At 32.8% G+C, this 15,726-nt stretch carries 15 protein-coding genes; all 15 read left to right on the top strand.

All coding sequences use genetic code 11. From position 1 onward, the window contains the following. Positions 1-17: 17 nt before the first annotated feature. Positions 18-323 (top strand): DUF5592 family protein, encoded by a 306-nt coding sequence (locus M2139_RS07410; protein WP_280738200.1) that lies wholly within the window; start codon positions 18-20, stop codon positions 321-323. 7 nt (positions 324-330) lie between these two features. Next, positions 331-900 (top strand): hypothetical protein, encoded by a 570-nt coding sequence (locus tag M2139_RS07405; RefSeq protein WP_280738201.1) that lies wholly within the window; start codon positions 331-333, stop codon positions 898-900. A 28-nt stretch (positions 901-928) separates the two neighbouring features. Continuing rightward, positions 929-2,077 (top strand): hypothetical protein, encoded by a 1,149-nt coding sequence (locus M2139_RS07400; RefSeq protein WP_280738202.1) that lies wholly within the window; start codon positions 929-931, stop codon positions 2,075-2,077. Further along, positions 2,043-3,971, top strand: a complete 1,929-nt coding sequence (locus M2139_RS07395; RefSeq protein WP_280738203.1) for an ATPase — start codon at positions 2,043-2,045, stop codon at positions 3,969-3,971. Before M2139_RS07400 ends, M2139_RS07395 begins: the two co-directional genes overlap by 35 nt. Before the next feature lie 13 nt (positions 3,972-3,984). After that, the gene (locus M2139_RS07390) at positions 3,985-4,194 is read left to right on the top strand and encodes a hypothetical protein (RefSeq protein ID WP_280738204.1); all 210 of its coding nucleotides are present in this window, start codon (positions 3,985-3,987) and stop codon (positions 4,192-4,194) included. Next, positions 4,191-5,342, top strand: coding sequence for a glucosaminidase domain-containing protein (locus M2139_RS07385; RefSeq protein ID WP_280738205.1), 1,152 nt, complete (start codon positions 4,191-4,193; stop codon positions 5,340-5,342). Before M2139_RS07390 ends, M2139_RS07385 begins: the two co-directional genes overlap by 4 nt. After that, positions 5,343-5,852 carry an EF0163 family protein gene (locus M2139_RS07380; protein ID WP_280738206.1) on the top strand — a complete coding sequence of 170 codons (510 nt, stop codon included), beginning with the start codon at positions 5,343-5,345 and terminating at the stop codon, positions 5,850-5,852. It begins immediately after the preceding gene. A 27-nt stretch (positions 5,853-5,879) separates the two neighbouring features. Further along, positions 5,880-6,734: a hypothetical protein gene (locus tag M2139_RS07375; RefSeq protein WP_280738207.1), complete on the top strand. Its 855-nt coding sequence runs from the start codon at positions 5,880-5,882 to the stop codon at positions 6,732-6,734. A gap of 275 nt (positions 6,735-7,009) precedes the next feature. Continuing rightward, positions 7,010-7,282 (top strand): hypothetical protein, encoded by a 273-nt coding sequence (locus M2139_RS07370; RefSeq protein ID WP_280738208.1) that lies wholly within the window; start codon positions 7,010-7,012, stop codon positions 7,280-7,282. Beyond that, positions 7,282-7,596 (top strand): hypothetical protein, encoded by a 315-nt coding sequence (locus tag M2139_RS07365; RefSeq protein WP_280738209.1) that lies wholly within the window; start codon positions 7,282-7,284, stop codon positions 7,594-7,596. Before M2139_RS07370 ends, M2139_RS07365 begins: the two co-directional genes overlap by 1 nt. A 5-nt stretch (positions 7,597-7,601) precedes the next feature. Continuing rightward, the gene (mobP2, locus tag M2139_RS07360) at positions 7,602-10,307 is read left to right on the top strand and encodes a MobP2 family relaxase (RefSeq protein WP_280738210.1); all 2,706 of its coding nucleotides are present in this window, start codon (positions 7,602-7,604) and stop codon (positions 10,305-10,307) included. Positions 10,308-10,351: 44 nt separating this feature from the next. Further along, the gene (locus tag M2139_RS07355; protein WP_280738211.1) at positions 10,352-10,543 is read left to right on the top strand and encodes a hypothetical protein; all 192 of its coding nucleotides are present in this window, start codon (positions 10,352-10,354) and stop codon (positions 10,541-10,543) included. Continuing rightward, on the top strand, positions 10,543-14,091 hold the full coding sequence (locus tag M2139_RS07350) for a DUF3991 domain-containing protein (protein ID WP_280738212.1): 3,549 nt from the start codon (positions 10,543-10,545) through the stop codon (positions 14,089-14,091). The genes M2139_RS07355 and M2139_RS07350 overlap by 1 nt, the downstream gene beginning before the upstream one ends. Positions 14,092-14,161: 70 nt before the next feature. After that, positions 14,162-14,773 carry a type IV toxin-antitoxin system AbiEi family antitoxin domain-containing protein gene (locus M2139_RS07345; protein ID WP_280738213.1) on the top strand — a complete coding sequence of 204 codons (612 nt, stop codon included), beginning with the start codon at positions 14,162-14,164 and terminating at the stop codon, positions 14,771-14,773. Further along, positions 14,763-15,719, top strand: a complete 957-nt coding sequence (locus M2139_RS07340) for a nucleotidyl transferase AbiEii/AbiGii toxin family protein (protein ID WP_280738214.1) — start codon at positions 14,763-14,765, stop codon at positions 15,717-15,719. Before M2139_RS07345 ends, M2139_RS07340 begins: the two co-directional genes overlap by 11 nt. The last annotated feature ends 7 nt before the right edge of the window (positions 15,720-15,726 follow it).

Genomic DNA, 15,726 nt, shown 5'->3' with positions numbered 1-15,726 from the left:
AAAATGGGGGTGTAGCTATGAATAATTACAGTAATATGAGAATTCCCGCAACAACTAAAGTTAGTATCAAGCTGTTCTTTTTCTATTTAACAGATGCAATTGCGGTTATTGGTGCTTTCTTTATAGGAACGTACATTCAAGGTATTCTAAAATTGCCAGGAACTCATTTTTTTGTGATGCAATTTTTAAATGTTGTCTTTGCAGTATTCTGTTGTTTACCAACTGCAAATAATCCTGGGAAGAAAACTATCCAAGTAATATTTCAGTTATTGAAAAAGGATAAAAATCGGTACTTTTCAGGAAACTATCGAACGAAAGGATAAGGATACTGTGGTTAAAAAAGGAAAACAAACCAAAAGAGAATCAATTCAACCGACTAATTCTAAAGACCTCTATGAAGTTATAGAGGTCTTTCCTTATAAAAGAATGGATGGTGATTATTTAGTTACCAAGAATGATACATATGAGGCAATTTATAAGGTTGAAACCAAAAATATTTATGATTTGAGTCTTGCTGAACGATATCAAGTGATGGATTCACTTACAAATTTGTGTCGTTTATATGTGGAAGATCTATGCATTTTAAGTATGATGTTTCCATCTTCAACTGAGGTAAATCAAAATTATTGGAGAGAACAATTTATTCAAGCTCAAGAACAAATGAATCTAGAGCGTATGGAAGCGGCCAAAAACCAAGTGAATGTTCAAATGTGGGTTGAAAAGCAATTGGCTAATCATGAATTTTACATTTTTGTATATGGCAACAACAAAACAGAATTAATTGAAAATGGTAAAAGGCTTATTAGAAATAGCTCTTCTGATTTAGCAATAAAAGCTGTAAAGGCTGATCATGTAGAAAAAATTCTCTTTAAGCTATTTAATCCTAATACTGAAGTTTAAACCAAGAATAGTGAAATGAGGGAAATGAATGGTTATAAGAAAGAAGCAATATGTCATAGAACCAACTGAAGATTATGTGAAGAAGTATAAAAAGAAAGATCGATTAAGTATCATTTTAATAGGTTGCATATTGGAAATTTTATTTTTTGCTACTAGCTGGATCTTTTCGTTACCCGATTTTAAGGATCAAGATTTGTATTTAAAATGTTTATATATAGCAATTAAAGTGCTGTTTTTAGGTGGAGGTATTCTTCTAATAACAGAGGGTGTGAAATACAAAAAACATGATACACCTTGGTTTATAGATCAAATAAAAATAAGTTATACAACAAAGAAAAAAAGGGAAGAATGGCTAAATAAAGTAAAACGTGATAAGAAATTCCCTAAAATTCAAGGATTTAATGCAGCGTACTTGCTAACTAAGGGATTTCCACTTCTTCCATCCTTGATTATGAATATTCTAGGTTTTGCTATTGCCAGATGGTTGTTAGTAGAGTTTTTTATAAAGGCAACTTTGGTTAACGCTGGGAAAGCAGAAGATATAGTCCAAACAATCGTTTATCTTCTAATTTTTTACTATGCAATGTCGCTTATTTATTTTGTCTTTAAACAGAATTATAAGCGAGTATGTAATCAGATATTAAATCTAATTACAATAATAACTGTTGAAGTTAATAAGATGATGTATGAAGAAAAACTTGTTAAGTTGTTAATTTGGCTTGGTTTCACTTTTGGTATATCGCTTTTGTTAAAACTGGTATGGGAAAAGTACAATAAAAAAATATGGAAAACAATACTTGGTGAGCTTGCTGAAGTTGAACATATTTCCGCAGTGCCAGGACTAGAAGGTAAATCAAAAGAAATTAGTTTGGATGAAATTTATCCGTTTTTATTTCCTGCTACTGTTTGGAAAGATTATGTAACACTTACAGGTGTTGAGATTATTGAAAAACAACGTAGACCAGATGGAAAGATTGCTTTTGGGAAATTCCATAGTGACGAAAAAGGTTCCTATTATATAAGTGATGAAATATATTTTCCTAAATATTTGAAAATCGAATATCAGTTGAAGTATTCATTGCTTACAAAGGAACTAGTGATTCAAATGAATAATTTTGATGGAAATGGGGAAGAAGTAATTTATGTTGACGAAGAAGAAAATGCAACAATTGCGTAATGAAGGTTATGATTTGGATTTTGTAAGTAGAGTGAAGCCACAAGGCGGCATTACTTTCAAAAATAATTTATATGTTCAAACCGGTGATGGCTATAGTTGCTGCTTACACGTTTTTAGTTTACCTACAGACGTGCCTCAGTTTTGGCTAACTAATCTAACAGAGAATTTGAATACAATAACTTCAATTCATTTAGCAACTGCCAACAAAGAGAAAGTGTTACGTTCAATTAACTTAACCTTATCAGAATATAAGGACAGAATGGAAAATGAACGAACTTACACTAGCAGAAATGATGCTTCAAATGAATTTTTTAGTTTACAAGACTTTGCAGCAGCTGTTACTCAAGGTGGCGAAATCATTAAGATGATGAAGATTCGTATTCATATTAGTGCAGATACTATTGAAGATTTAGAAAGACAGAAGAAAGAAATTCGTAAGCAACTATCAAGTAAAAATTATAAAGCGACAACTTTCCTTTTTGAAGAAAAAGAGGAATGGTTGTCGCTTTTTGAATCTTCCGCAGAACAAGAAAGCCACTTTTCATCTAGAGATGGATTAGCGGTACCAGCAACCGCTATAGGCGGAGGCTATCCATTCAATCATCAATACCTAATTGATGATTATGGTGGTTATGTGGGAACAACAGCAAGCAATGGCGCTTTTATTTATAATCCTTTCCATATTACAGACACTAGAACTTCTTTCAGTGGAATTGGTGTTGGACTATCAGGATCTGGTAAATCAACGTTACTAAAAATGATGGAAGAGTATCTATTTGGTGCAAATAATATCGTTAGGGGAATAGAGAAAAATAAAGACTGGTACAAGTTGATTCATAGTCAAAATGGAAAAATTATTGATATGTCCGGAAAAAATGGCGTTATCAATATTATGGAAGTATTAGGAACAAGAACTGATATTACGGGTAAACATTTAGATGAGTTAGGATCTTATATGCAGCATAAATCAAAGTTTATGACTACTTCTAGATTCCTAAATCCTGTTTTTGAACCAGTTGATATTCTGATGTTTGGTGGTATTTTTGATGCCTTTTATGTAGAAATTGGGATGCTTGAAAAAGATTACATGAAGAAAAGAGAAGGAATCAAAATAACTGGGCTTCCTAGTAATCAATATCCTACAGTCGAAGAATTTAGGGATTTCTATAAACAAATCATTTTGGAACCAGAGTATCGATCTGGAACGGAACAAAAAAAGCGGGCTTTAGAATCATTTGGATTAGTTTTAGATGCAATGGTGAATGAGTATGGGGCGTTTTACAACGGGCATACAACTTTCAAAAACTTTGAGAATGAAGATGTTCTATTCTTTGACATAGATTCTATTAGTGGTTTAAGCCCTGAAGTTTTCCATAGTCAATTATTTACAATTTTAAATTTGAATTGGAACCAAGCTATGAAAAATGGTCGTAAGATGAAAAACCTTTTAGATAACAAAGAAATCACCGCAAAAGAAGTCCGTTATTTCATGTTCTTCTTAGATGAGTGTCAAAATATTTTAAATAAAAATAATCCATTTGCGGTTGAGTATATTGTAGATTTCTTAAAAGAAATGCGTAAATTCTCAGCGGGAACATTTCTAATGACTCAATCTCCACAGGAATTATTGCCCGAAGGAAATAGTGGATTGTATTCAGATAAAGTTAAGCAGGTATTTGAGCTATGTAATACAAAAATGTTTTTACGGATGGATGAATCGGTAGTTGGAAGATTGAAAAATGTTTTAGGAAGTGGATATAAAGATTCAGATTATGCAACAATGCAAGGTTTGAAAAAAGGACAAGTGTTATTTAGTTTCGGTGCAGGAGAAACTTATAAAGTTAATGTTGATCCAACAGAGGAGCAACTTATTCGCTTTGCTGGTGGACATTAAGGAGAGAAAAATAATGAGAAAAAAACGAGACTATATGATTGATAAAACAAAATGCTTTAATCATAGACAATCGTGGACAGCAGAAGAAGATGAAAGATTATTAACACTAAGCGAAACACACACTGATAAAGAGATAGCTGAAGTAATCGGAAGAACTGTTCCGGCTATCTGGAACAGAAGAGCTGCTTTAGACTCAATTAATTTAAGGAAAATAGACATATGAAATTTTTAAATAATTTAAGAAAATGGATAGCTGGTACTGCAAAAACTGGTGAGAAATTCCATGTTGTTAGAGTAAGTGTCGGTGTTTTTACTAGCCTAACAGGATTATTACTTGCTGGCGGAATTATCCTAGCAACTGTCTTTTTAATTGCTGTTAGTGGTGGAGTTGAGAGTGAAGATTCAGCTTATACAGGTGGAACCTTCACAGGTGTATATAGTGAGCATTTACCTATCTATGATGAAATAAAGGGTACTGGTCTTATCACAGATGAGATCGCTCAATTGGCAGTAGGAACAGCAATAAAGTATAAACTGTTACCAAGTGTCATTTTATCGCAGTACGCTTATGAGTGTGAATGGGGAAGATCTTATTCAGCAGAGCATGATACTAACTTTTTTGGTATAACCTGGTTTGAAGGATGCGGATTCCCACAAGGTAGCACGCGAGGGATTGGTGGCTCTGAAGGTGGATGGTACATGAAGTTTCCATCAGCTGAAGCTTGTTTTTCCTACTATGGCTATATGGTTGCCCGTCAATCTAATTTTAATGCTTGTGTTGGAAATAAAAATCCAGGTGAGTGTTTATTAATTCTCGGAAGAGGGGGTTATGCGGCAGCAGGAATAACAATATCAAGTAATTACTATGTAGGTTGTATGGCGATTATTGAAGCCAATAATTTTACTCAATATGATGAGTTTGCTATATCGAAATGGTCTACATTTGAATTTAGTGTGACAGGTGAATTACCAGAAGGAACAGGGGAAGGTCTTGAATTATTAAACACTATGATGGGTGTACCTGTATACAATGGTGAATGTTATGGATTGACTGCTTGGTATGTGGATCAATTAGGCGGGCCAGTATTGATGGGGTCAGGATTTATGGCGGCAAGTGATATTGGTTCAGATTACAATTGGGATATGCATGGATGGAAAGTTAAAATGAACCCGCATTATTCAGAAATAAGACCTGGTGATATAGTCAATTTCAAACGGGGAAATGGCTTCCATATACTATATGGGCATACCGCAATTTGCCATAGTGTTCAAGGTGAGTCAGTCATTGTTTATGATCAGTGGGCAGGTCATGGATGTACTTTAAGTACATATAGTAGACCAATTCAAAGTATTGTAAGGAAGGTGAGATAAATGGCAAAAAAAATTCTAATAGGGCTAGTTATTGTTTTAGCTGGCGTTGCAATATTCTTTAAATTTAGTGGAGATAATGATTCAAAAGAAATTACTCAGGACTCTGAAATAGTAGTTGATAGTAGTGAAATAATTGAGCCGAACAGTTCTTCAGAACAGAAAAACGACTATAAAGAATCGGAAAAAGAAGTTGAAGATATGGTTATGACCTTTGCACAAAATTGGGTTAAACACGATTCAATTGATGAACGACACAATTCAGTTAAGGAATTCTTGACTGAAGAATGTATCAAGAAAAAAGGAATTGATGCAACTGTTTCAGCTGATTTGGCTTCTAATGGTGAGATTGAAACTGTAGCAAAGGATGTCGAAAATGATAATAGATATCTTGCGTTTGGTTCAACTTCAATTAGTGGTGTTCGACAATTTGTTTATTTCACAATCACATTGTCAGAGGACGAATTTAAGATTGCCGATTTCACAGTTGATTATGTAGAAAACGGATATTAATAAAAAAAGAAAGGGGGAAATTGAAGGATGCAAGACAGAGTTGTTGAGCTTTTTGGGGAAATCAAGCAAAAGATTAATCAACTAAAAATGTTTTACAGTGAGAGAATTCATTGGAAATATTACTCAATTTTGTTAGTGTTTATCTCTTTATATGCGATAACAATCGTAACCGGATTGAGTGCTGCTAGTCATTCTAGATACGACATAGTAGCTATTGGTGAGAAGCAAAGAGTCACTAACTTTGATTATGAAGTTGCTCAACGTGTGTATGATCCAAAGTTGAGAACATACCGGATGGATATATGGTTAAGTACAAATGCTAATGTGGATTTATACGCTATTGAATTAGAAAGTTATGCAATAACAAAAGGGAATTCATCTGAGAAGTTGACAACTAAAGTTGAAAGAATTGACCAAAACTACATTGTCCTAACTACTGAAAATGTAGGGAATGACTTTGAGGTTATTAGGCAAGATATTTCGTTTAATGATACTTCTCAAGAGAATTCAACCGATACAGAAATTATTGCTAAGATTTATTCTGATAGAGAAAAAACAAAAGAAAAAAATCTATTAGGCGCAGATTTAAGCTATATTGTTGATTCAACTAATTACTCAATTAAGTTGATTAATTTGGAAATTGAAGACCATCAAAATGTAATTAGTGGTCATAAAAAATCTATTGAATCACTCAAAGATAAGAATAATAAAATTGATAGTGATATGGATTATCAAGTCGGTGAAGAGCTTCAAAAATCTGAAAGTAAGATTGAATCAAACAATAATGAAATTTTCAGATTGAGAGAAAGAATTCAAGAAGAAAAGGAAAAAGTAAATCAATTAAATGAAAAAATTGAGTTACTTAATGAAAAAATTTCCTAAAAAACGTGTCAACTAATTAGGGTGACAACGTATGGTGTTGGGGGTGACAACATGAGTCAATAGACGGGGTGACAATGTGTGCTACATGGTATGACGTTTTTGATGTTTGTGGTGTCATAGGTTTTGGTTCTAAAAACGCAACAGGCTCTGCCTGTTCAACGTCCGATTTATCGGATGGTGCCAGCGCCCCCTTATGCTCTTTCTTTTAATTTTTAAATTTCAGTTTATTTTATTAAATCAATGAGCTTTGTTAAGTGAAGATGGGAGTTGATTACTTGTCAGAAGTGCCAGAAAGAATCACAATTCGAGGAATGAATCCGGCATTAATTGTGGAGCTTGAAAGAGTTGCAATAGCACATAAAAAATCAAGAAATAAAATGGCCAAAGAGATTTTAGAGAATCATTTAAAAAAAGGATTACTAGTAAATGAAATTGAGCAGCTGCAAGATCTAGCTTCTTCCTATACAGACCTTAAACAGCTGATTACAGAATTAATAACAAATCAAAATCAATTGATAGAGTTGCTAATAACTAAGAGGAATGAATAATGAAAAAAAAATCAATGTATATTTCAGAAGCAGTAGAAGAAATTCTAAATGATGTAGTAAAACAAGAACCTCATATTGAAAACAGAAGTCAAGCTTTACGATTTCTAGTTCTAAGAAATTACGAAGAGTATTCCAATCAAAAAAAGAAGTTGACTGCTATGTCGAAAGAAATGTCTGTAATTTTAGAATTGGTTAGCAGTTTGACTGAAAGTTTACACACTGAGATTATTGATAAAGATGAATCGGAAACATACAGTGATGCTTTAGATAATGTGAATAAAAGAATTAAGAGAAATCTATCACGAAGTAGGTGAATTATGTGAGTAGTCCAGCTATTATCTTAACTTCTAAATTTACTCTTAAAGATGAATTTGGTGAATACATTAGCTATATGAATCGCGAAAGAGCCAAAAAGAAAAACAACAAGATGATTGAGGCTGAGGCAATGGATATATTACAAAATAATATTTTTGACTCACTTAATATATCTAATCAAGGTGAAAGTTCTTTTGAGAAGTATCTAGATTATTTGACCCGAAAAAATGCATTAGAAAAAAAAGAAAAATTATCAGCAGATGAACAAGCAGAATATTCATACTATCAAAAAAAATTAGATAATATGAAAGTAGATAGTCATATTTCTCAGGAAAAAAATGATGTCAAAAAATTGAAAACGGGTATGTTTAATCAAAGTAATAATGACTTTAATCGGGAAGATGTGCGACTGATGAAAGAAGAATTCAATAGAGCTGGAGAAAAAGGAAATATTCTTTTTCAGGACGTTTTTTCATTTGATACCAAAAGCCTAATTGATTTAGGAATTTATGATCCGATTAAAGATGAGCTTAATAGGCAGCCCCTAATAGATGCAACTAGAAGATCAATGATGAAATTCTTTAATGAAGAGAATTTAAACGAAACTGGTTTTTGGGTTGCTGAGATTCATTACAACACAAATCATTTTCATGTCCATGTCGCTACAAGTGAAACTATGAATACCAGGAGTATTCACGAAGAAGTTATCAATGGAAAAACAGTATTACAACCTAAGGGAATGAGAAGTGGAAAGACTTTAAATTTAATGAAGTCAACATTCATCAATCGTTTAATTGATAGGTCAAATGAGTTAGATCAAATGACAGAGCTAAGAAATAATTTAGCAGAGCTGATTCGTCAGGAAAAAAATTTTTTGAGTCTAGATGGTCAACTCAAAGATGTACTTGGTTCTTTACCTAAAGATAAACGAAGGTGGGTATATAAGCGGATACCTTTGGAAACTAAACAAAGGATTGATTCATTTTTAGAAAAATACCTTGAAAAAAATCCAAAGTATAATAAATATCTTGAGTTGATTGCTGAAGAAAGTGATTTTCGTGATTCGCTGTATGCTAAGAATAAAGAAAAGAAGAAAAATAATTATTATCAAAATAAGCTTAAAGATATTAAGAAACGTTTAGGAAATGCTTTGCTAAAAAATTTGAAGGATTGGACTATTGATGAAGACAAAATAATTTCGGGCCTTACAAAAGAAGAGCTTGAAAAATTTGGAAATAATCTAGGAAATTTCTCAAAAAAAAATCAGAGTATTATTTTGAAAAAATTTCCTGAAGCTAGTCATTTAAAAAGCAGGAGTGCTTGGTTAAAAGAAGGAAGACTAGTTGACAAAAAAAGAGGCATTAGCTTGATGTATCCCAAAATCGACCAAAAATCAAAAAAGCTAATTGGTTTTCAGGAAAAAAAAATCTATGACTTGAGCAATACAAAAAAAGTGCATGATGGGCCAATTACTGAAGAGGAAATATTTAAACAGTTCCTTGATAAGTTTGAATTTGAATCATTATTTGATGAAAAAGAAGGAAAAGCTTATGAGGAGAATATTTCTGTTTATTCAAAAAATAATCAAAAACTTATTTTGGATAGTTGTCCAGGTGCTAGCCATGTAAAAACTAAAAATGGTTGGGAAATTGAAGGGAAATCTGTTAATGATTCTGATGCAATAATGATTTTGCAACCTGTAATTGATGAAAATAGCAAAAAGGTAGTTGATTTTCAATCGCTAGCAGTTTTTGATATTAGCCAAACAAATAATAAATACTGGGTACCACTTAATATCAATGAGGCAAAAGAAAATTCATGGGGAACCAATAAACCTTTAGCTAGTGATCCTACTATTAAAAATTATCCTAATAACTTAGATCTTTACTCAGAAAAAAATCAGATTAAGATCATGGAGCAAATGCCAACTGCTAGTCATGTAAAAACGAAGCATGGATGGCTAGCTGAAAAAAGAGTGGTGAATGAAAATGAGCCGATTGTTATAATGCAACCAATTCTTGATGAAGACTCAAATTTAATTGCTGGATTCCAACCAATTGAAGTATATGATTGTTCTTCAACTGTTGCCATGAAGGAAAAACTTACAATTGATTCCTACAAAGAGCTAATCGAAGAAAAATTAAAAGAGTTTGAAAATGAAAAGGGTTCGATAACAAAACCTATAGAGTCCTCTGAATCAGCATATGAGAATAATCTAAATAGATTTAGCCATTTCAATAGGAAAAAAATTTTGGAGCAGGATTCTAATGCATCTGCTGTTTATTCTCAATGGTCTTGGCAAAATAAGGGATATAAGTTGATAGATAATGCTTCACCAATCTATATTAGTGCGCCTGTAATTGATAGTGATGATAGATCAATCAAATACTTTGAAGAACTTACTATGTTTGATATAAGTAATGTTGAAAAAATGACTCAAAAGGAAATCAAAGAACATAATAAGTATTCTAGGGAGATGCAGAAAAAGTACACACTAGCGCCGGATTATAATGCAGGAGAACAGAAAGATTATCAATCTGGTATTGGTGAGGTTAAAAGGCAGCTTAACAATGTTTTAGGGAATGAAGTTGATCTGGGAATTAAGGATATTGTCAATAATGACTATGACAGAAAACAGCAGATCAATGAATACGAAAGAACACAAAAAAATATTGAATACATGAAAAAGCAACAAGAACTTTCTCACTAGGAAGCTTGTTGTTTTTTTAATTCTGGAATATATGGAGGCAAAAAATGGATTTGTATATTGTTAACGAAGTCAATTTTGAAGAAAGAAAAGTAACTCTAAAAAATGTTTCATCTGATGATTTACGTGAGATGGTTGTTGACGAAAGCGATCTTGATAAGTTGAACTTTCTTGCTACTAGTGTTGCCTCAGATGAAATTCTAATTATACAGGTTTCTGAAGGGAGGCTTGTTATCTGATGGCTTATAAGAAAAATTATGTTCGCAAATCAGGTAAAGAAATTGAGGCACAAATTAGGGAGTATACTAGCCAAGCGTTTGAAAAAATTCAAAGCTATACCGATAGTGAAAATGATATTCTTGAGCTAGCAGATTTTATGAGTAATTTCTACTACTATAGTGCAAATAATATGAGTATGGTTTTATCTCAATTCCCAGGTGCATATGCAGTTGGGAGTTTTGATGCACTTAAAGATGCTGGATTTCCTGTAAAAAAAGGATCTAAAGGAATTAAGATCCTGGTACCTGTAGAAATTACTACTTTTATTTCAGATGGAGAAATTAAAAAAATATCTGAAGCATCTGAAGAAGAGAAAAAAAGAATTAAGGCAGGTGAGATCGAAACAAATAAAATCAGAAGATACAAATTAGGTAATGTATTCGATATCTCACAAACTAATGCTACTAGGGAAGACCTACCAAAAATATTCCCTAATCGACACTACTCTTTTGACCTAACCGAAGATTCTCAAATTGTGTTAGATTCATTGATAGATATTGGTGAAAAATCAGGAATTTCCATTCGATTTGATAGTGAGCAAGATCGCTTAATTGGAAATGCTAAAGGAACATATATGGAGATAATTGAACAATCAGAATTGAGGAAAGTAATTTACTTAAATCCTTATAATGATTTATCAGAAAATATTTCTACTACTATTCATGAATTAGCTCATGCGAAGCTACATGGTTCTAGTGGATTAGCTGCTAATGATAATTTAGATGATGCAGCTAAAGAGTTTCAAGCTGAAATGACTTCATTCGTGGTTACAAAACATTTTGGCATTGATACATCAGAAAAGGCAATTAGATATATTTCTTCTTGGACTAAAAATGGTGAAGGAATAGAAGACAAAGCTAGATTGCTAGGACAAGTACATGAAGTATCAAGAAGTTTTATTTCTGAAATTCATAGTAACATGATGGAGCTTGAGAAAACTGTTGAAAATGATCAGACTAGCGATATAGTAGCGGAAAGAATTGAAGTGAATGAGCCGGAAACGCAAGTTGACGATTTTCATTGGTACGCTTTAGATATGCGGCCGGTCAGTATCGGTACACATCCAAATTCGCAAGATAATGAGCCAAAAGTCGATTCTGCTTATACTAATTCTAAAGGAATGAAATATGGCGCGGTTGGTTATTCTAAGCTGCTTGATAAACAAGAAATAGAACATTATGATTTGACTTATTTAGGCAGCGGGAAAACAGCAGATACAGCTATTAATCAAGTAGATAATTTATACTGGTATGAATTAAGAAAGCCAGCAAGATCAATGGGTGTGCCGCCAGAAGATTTCATTGAATGGGATCGTAGTCATGTTAATAGTGAAGGGAATCCATATGGAAAACTTGCCTATAATCGCGTGCTTGAAGATTCTGAAATTCTTGAATATGATTTAATACCGTTAGATTCTGAAGGAAAAGCTAAAGCCATTGAAGTAAATGCTGCTACTGATAATAGCCGGTTAATGCAGGCTCAACGAAAGCTAGAGCGCCTTGAACGTGAGTATGATGCAAAAGTTGAAGAAATCTTGGAGCATCAAAAATTAACTAATGGCCAGCCAATGAATGATAAAAGAAATGGGAATTCATGGTTCAATAAGCATGAGCGTTTGCATGAAGCAGAAAGGCGTTTATCTCAAGAAGTTGAAGATCAAAGAGCAAGAGTTGATATGCTTGAAAATCAAGCAGAGCGAAAAGCTTTAGGATTGAATAAGCAAGGCGGGTTAATCCTTAGTGTAGATAATATCCCACGTATTAAAGAAGAGATTGAGCGGGCTAGAAATGGTGAATCAAGCTATTCTAAAGATACTATTAAAAAGTATGAGCGCGAATTAAAAGCTTTAGAAGAGTTGAAAGAAAAGCTTGCTATATCTGAAGGGAGTATGACGGAGTTTTCTAAAAAATTAATTGATAGTAATCAGATCACGCAATGGCAGAAAAAACCTAACATATATTTTGTTAATGGAATGAAAAAAGTTGCCCTGGAATTAGATGAAAATGGAGAATTTAAAATTTCTGGTTCGTATCCACCGAAAACGCCAGAGGAACAAAAAAGAATTGAAGAGTTACTTTCCTTTAAAAATGATTTGGAAAAAGCTGATAGGAAAGAAAATTCCAACTTAAATAACTTTTTTAGAGTTAGCATCAATGAATCTTCTGGTGTGATGAACATACCAGATTACACTAATCAGATTGTTACGCCGGAGTTAATTGATGAGATGAAAAAGTTTGATGATTCTATGTCAAGTCAAGGTGCAGGTTATAATAAGTTCTTTTTTGAGGAAATTCTTGATAATAACGTAGTTAATCGTGTAAGAGTTGATATCGGAGATGGCGTTGTATCTAATCAAAAGTATTATGATTTATTATCAGAAAAGGCATTAACTCAAGATCAAGTTAAGTTGTTGCAAGATAAAGGGAAATCAGAAATAAGCGCTGCTGCTAAAAAAACTGTTAAGACTCAAGAATTTAGTCAAAGTCCACAGAAGAAATATGTATCTCAAGAAGAAATTGATAAAGCAAGTCAAGTTGATATTCTAGATTTTGCAAGAGCAAATGGAATGAGTTTTGAAAGAGACAGTAGGAAAACTTATCGATCAACGGAGCATAGCAGCTTACTTATTGACGTTGAAAAAAATGTTGTTCACTATAATAGCGAAGGAATTCATGGAAATGCTATTGTATTTGCTCGTAAAGTAATAGGGATAGAATCTTTTACCGAAGCGGTTAGAACGCTAAATAATGATAATTATGAAAAACATGAATATGTTGAGAAGCCAAGACTACCGTATGTATACGATTCTTCTAATGAGAATTCAAACTTCAATAGAGCTAGGAATTATCTAGTAAATGATAGAAAAATAAATTATCAATTGGTGGATGCTTTACACAATAGCGGCCATATTTCACAGGATAAGAGAGGTAACGTTCTTTTTAAATGGATTGAAGATGGGAAGATCGTTGGAGCTAGTGAACAAGGCACTGTTCATTCCAGTTCTTTCGCCAGAGGTAGTTGGAAACATATCCAGGAAAATGCTCAAGCAGAAACTGGATTTAATTTCACCATTGGAGAACCAAAAAACTTGAAGTTCTTTGAAAGCCCTATTGATGCTTTAAGCTATGCCACGATTAATCCTGGTATAAAGGATACGAAATTTATTTCAATGGATGGTTTAAAAGATGTCACTTTCACTCATCAATTGCAAAAAACAGTGAATCAATTAGGAAAAATTCCAGATTCAGTCAGCTTTTGTGTAGATAATGATAAAGGTGGACAAAACTTTGCAAAGAAAGATTCTTTACTAGATTTTTATGAAAAACTTGGTGGCTCTCGATTAGAAAAAATAAATTTAGAATCCCCAGAAAAACCAAAAGAAAAAGCAGACTTAAATAAGTGGGATTGGAATGACCAAGCCAAGCATATCTTTGAAAAAAAAATTGGATTATTACAAAATAATCAAAAGAGGTTAAATAGCTTGGAACCGCAAGCGGACTTCTTTTGATAATAAATAATCCAGGCTGATTACTGTTTTATACTGCATAGTATGTTATAATGGTGATGAGGTGATTATTATGCTTACAACAAGTGTTAGAGAAGTATTTGATAAATATAATGGTACATTACCAGTTAAGTTTGCAATTAAACATGGTATTGGTGAGGGAACATTGAGAAAAGCCTATGAAAGAGGCGATATTGAAAGACCCAAGCGTGGTGTTTATTTGCTACCAGAATCACTTGAAGATGACTACTTAGCAATTCAATCTCAATACAATAGAGGTGTTTTTTCACATGAATCAGCCTTAAATTTATACGGTTACACAACCGATAACCCTTTCTACTATTACATGACTTTCCCTAGAGGGTATCATTCAAAGCAATTTAAGAAAAGTTTAATTAGACCAACTTATATTGATGAAAAATATTATTCAATTGGTTTAATTGAGACTGAATCATGGCATGGTAATAAAGTTCTAGCTTATGATAAAGAGCGGACTATTTTAGATATGCTTGTTAGCAGTCATGCCCACCCTTATGTCGTTGAAGAAATGTTAGAAGAATATGCGTGGGAAGAGAGAAAAAATTTAGACAATTTATATAAATATGCAGAATTGTTAAACCGACAAGAGCAACTAAAAATTGTTGAAAATTTCAAGAGAAAAGAGGGGGAAGTATTTGCTAAGTGAGCAAAAGATGAAAAATGTTGTGAATCAACGGTCTAAAGAATACGATATCTCAGTAAATAATATGTATAGTATGTATGCTTTGGAACAGTTAGTTACTAAAATTAGCCAATCAGAGTATAAAGATAACTTTGTTTTAAAGGGCGGCTATCTATTGACTTCAATTTATGGTTTGGATAACCGAACAACTAAGGATTTTGATTCTACAATCAGAAGGGTTCCGCTAGATGAAAACCAAGTTAGAGATTTTGCTAAATTTATCGAAGAAGGTGAACCTGCTTTTGAAGTAAAAAGAATTAAAACAATCAGAGAAAGATTTGATTATGATGGATTTAATATCAAATTGGATTATATTAACGGAAAAGTTAGAGTACCGTTTGATATTGATTTAACAACAGGTGAAGATACATTGCCTATTAAGGAAAACGTGAAGATTCCTTTGCTTTTTTCAGATGGTGAAATTCAAATGCCAGCTTATCCTGTTGAACAAGTTTTATCAGACAAGCTTTACACAACACTTGCTTATGGAGCAGAAGATGATAAAAATAGTCGATCAAAAGATTTGTATGATATTCACTTTTTGACAAAGATGAATAAAGATGTGGATTATCAGCAAATCGTAAAAACAATTGAAAAAACAAAGATTCAGAGGAATATTGTAATTCCTATTAATCAATATGATTCAATTTTGGAAAGTCTTAAGAATTCAGATTTCCAAAAAGACAACTGGAATAAATATCGGGAAAGCAAAGCTTTTGCGCGGGATATTGAGTTTTCCGAAGTAATGAATTCAGTCAAACTTTTTTCATCCAATGTAGAGAGAGCGTTTGGTTCGCTTTCAATTTCAGAACAAAGAGAGATTGGTAAGAGCCAAGAAAATCAATTTAGAGAGCAAAGAGGTTCAATTACTAGGAAAATCGAAAATCAAAATCAACATGATCTATGGTGAGGTAGTC

The organism is Enterococcus sp. PF1-24, assembly GCF_029893325.1.
In the GTDB taxonomy this organism is placed as follows: Bacteria; Bacillota; Bacilli; order Lactobacillales; family Enterococcaceae; genus HY326.
The sequence above is the reverse complement of the archived record's forward strand: the minus strand, read 5'-3'. Positions and strand labels throughout refer to the sequence as shown.

What these genes read in the sequence shown, in the direction of transcription:
- M2139_RS07410 (WP_280738200.1), top strand. Translation starts at nt 18, where the DNA reads ATGAATAATTACAGTAATATGAGAATTCCCGCAACAACTAAAGTTAGT.
- M2139_RS07400 (WP_280738202.1), top strand. Translation starts at nt 929, where the DNA reads ATGGTTATAAGAAAGAAGCAATATGTCATAGAACCAACTGAAGATTAT.
- M2139_RS07395 (WP_280738203.1), top strand. Translation starts at nt 2,043, where the DNA reads ATGTTGACGAAGAAGAAAATGCAACAATTGCGTAATGAAGGTTATGAT.
- M2139_RS07390 (WP_280738204.1), top strand. Translation starts at nt 3,985, where the DNA reads ATGAGAAAAAAACGAGACTATATGATTGATAAAACAAAATGCTTTAAT.
- M2139_RS07385 (WP_280738205.1), top strand. Translation starts at nt 4,191, where the DNA reads ATGAAATTTTTAAATAATTTAAGAAAATGGATAGCTGGTACTGCAAAA.
- M2139_RS07380 (WP_280738206.1), top strand. Translation starts at nt 5,343, where the DNA reads ATGGCAAAAAAAATTCTAATAGGGCTAGTTATTGTTTTAGCTGGCGTT.
- M2139_RS07375 (WP_280738207.1), top strand. Translation starts at nt 5,880, where the DNA reads ATGCAAGACAGAGTTGTTGAGCTTTTTGGGGAAATCAAGCAAAAGATT.
- M2139_RS07365 (WP_280738209.1), top strand. Translation starts at nt 7,282, where the DNA reads ATGAAAAAAAAATCAATGTATATTTCAGAAGCAGTAGAAGAAATTCTA.
- M2139_RS07355 (WP_280738211.1), top strand. Translation starts at nt 10,352, where the DNA reads ATGGATTTGTATATTGTTAACGAAGTCAATTTTGAAGAAAGAAAAGTA.
- M2139_RS07350 (WP_280738212.1), top strand. Translation starts at nt 10,543, where the DNA reads ATGGCTTATAAGAAAAATTATGTTCGCAAATCAGGTAAAGAAATTGAG.
- M2139_RS07345 (WP_280738213.1), top strand. Translation starts at nt 14,162, where the DNA reads ATGCTTACAACAAGTGTTAGAGAAGTATTTGATAAATATAATGGTACA.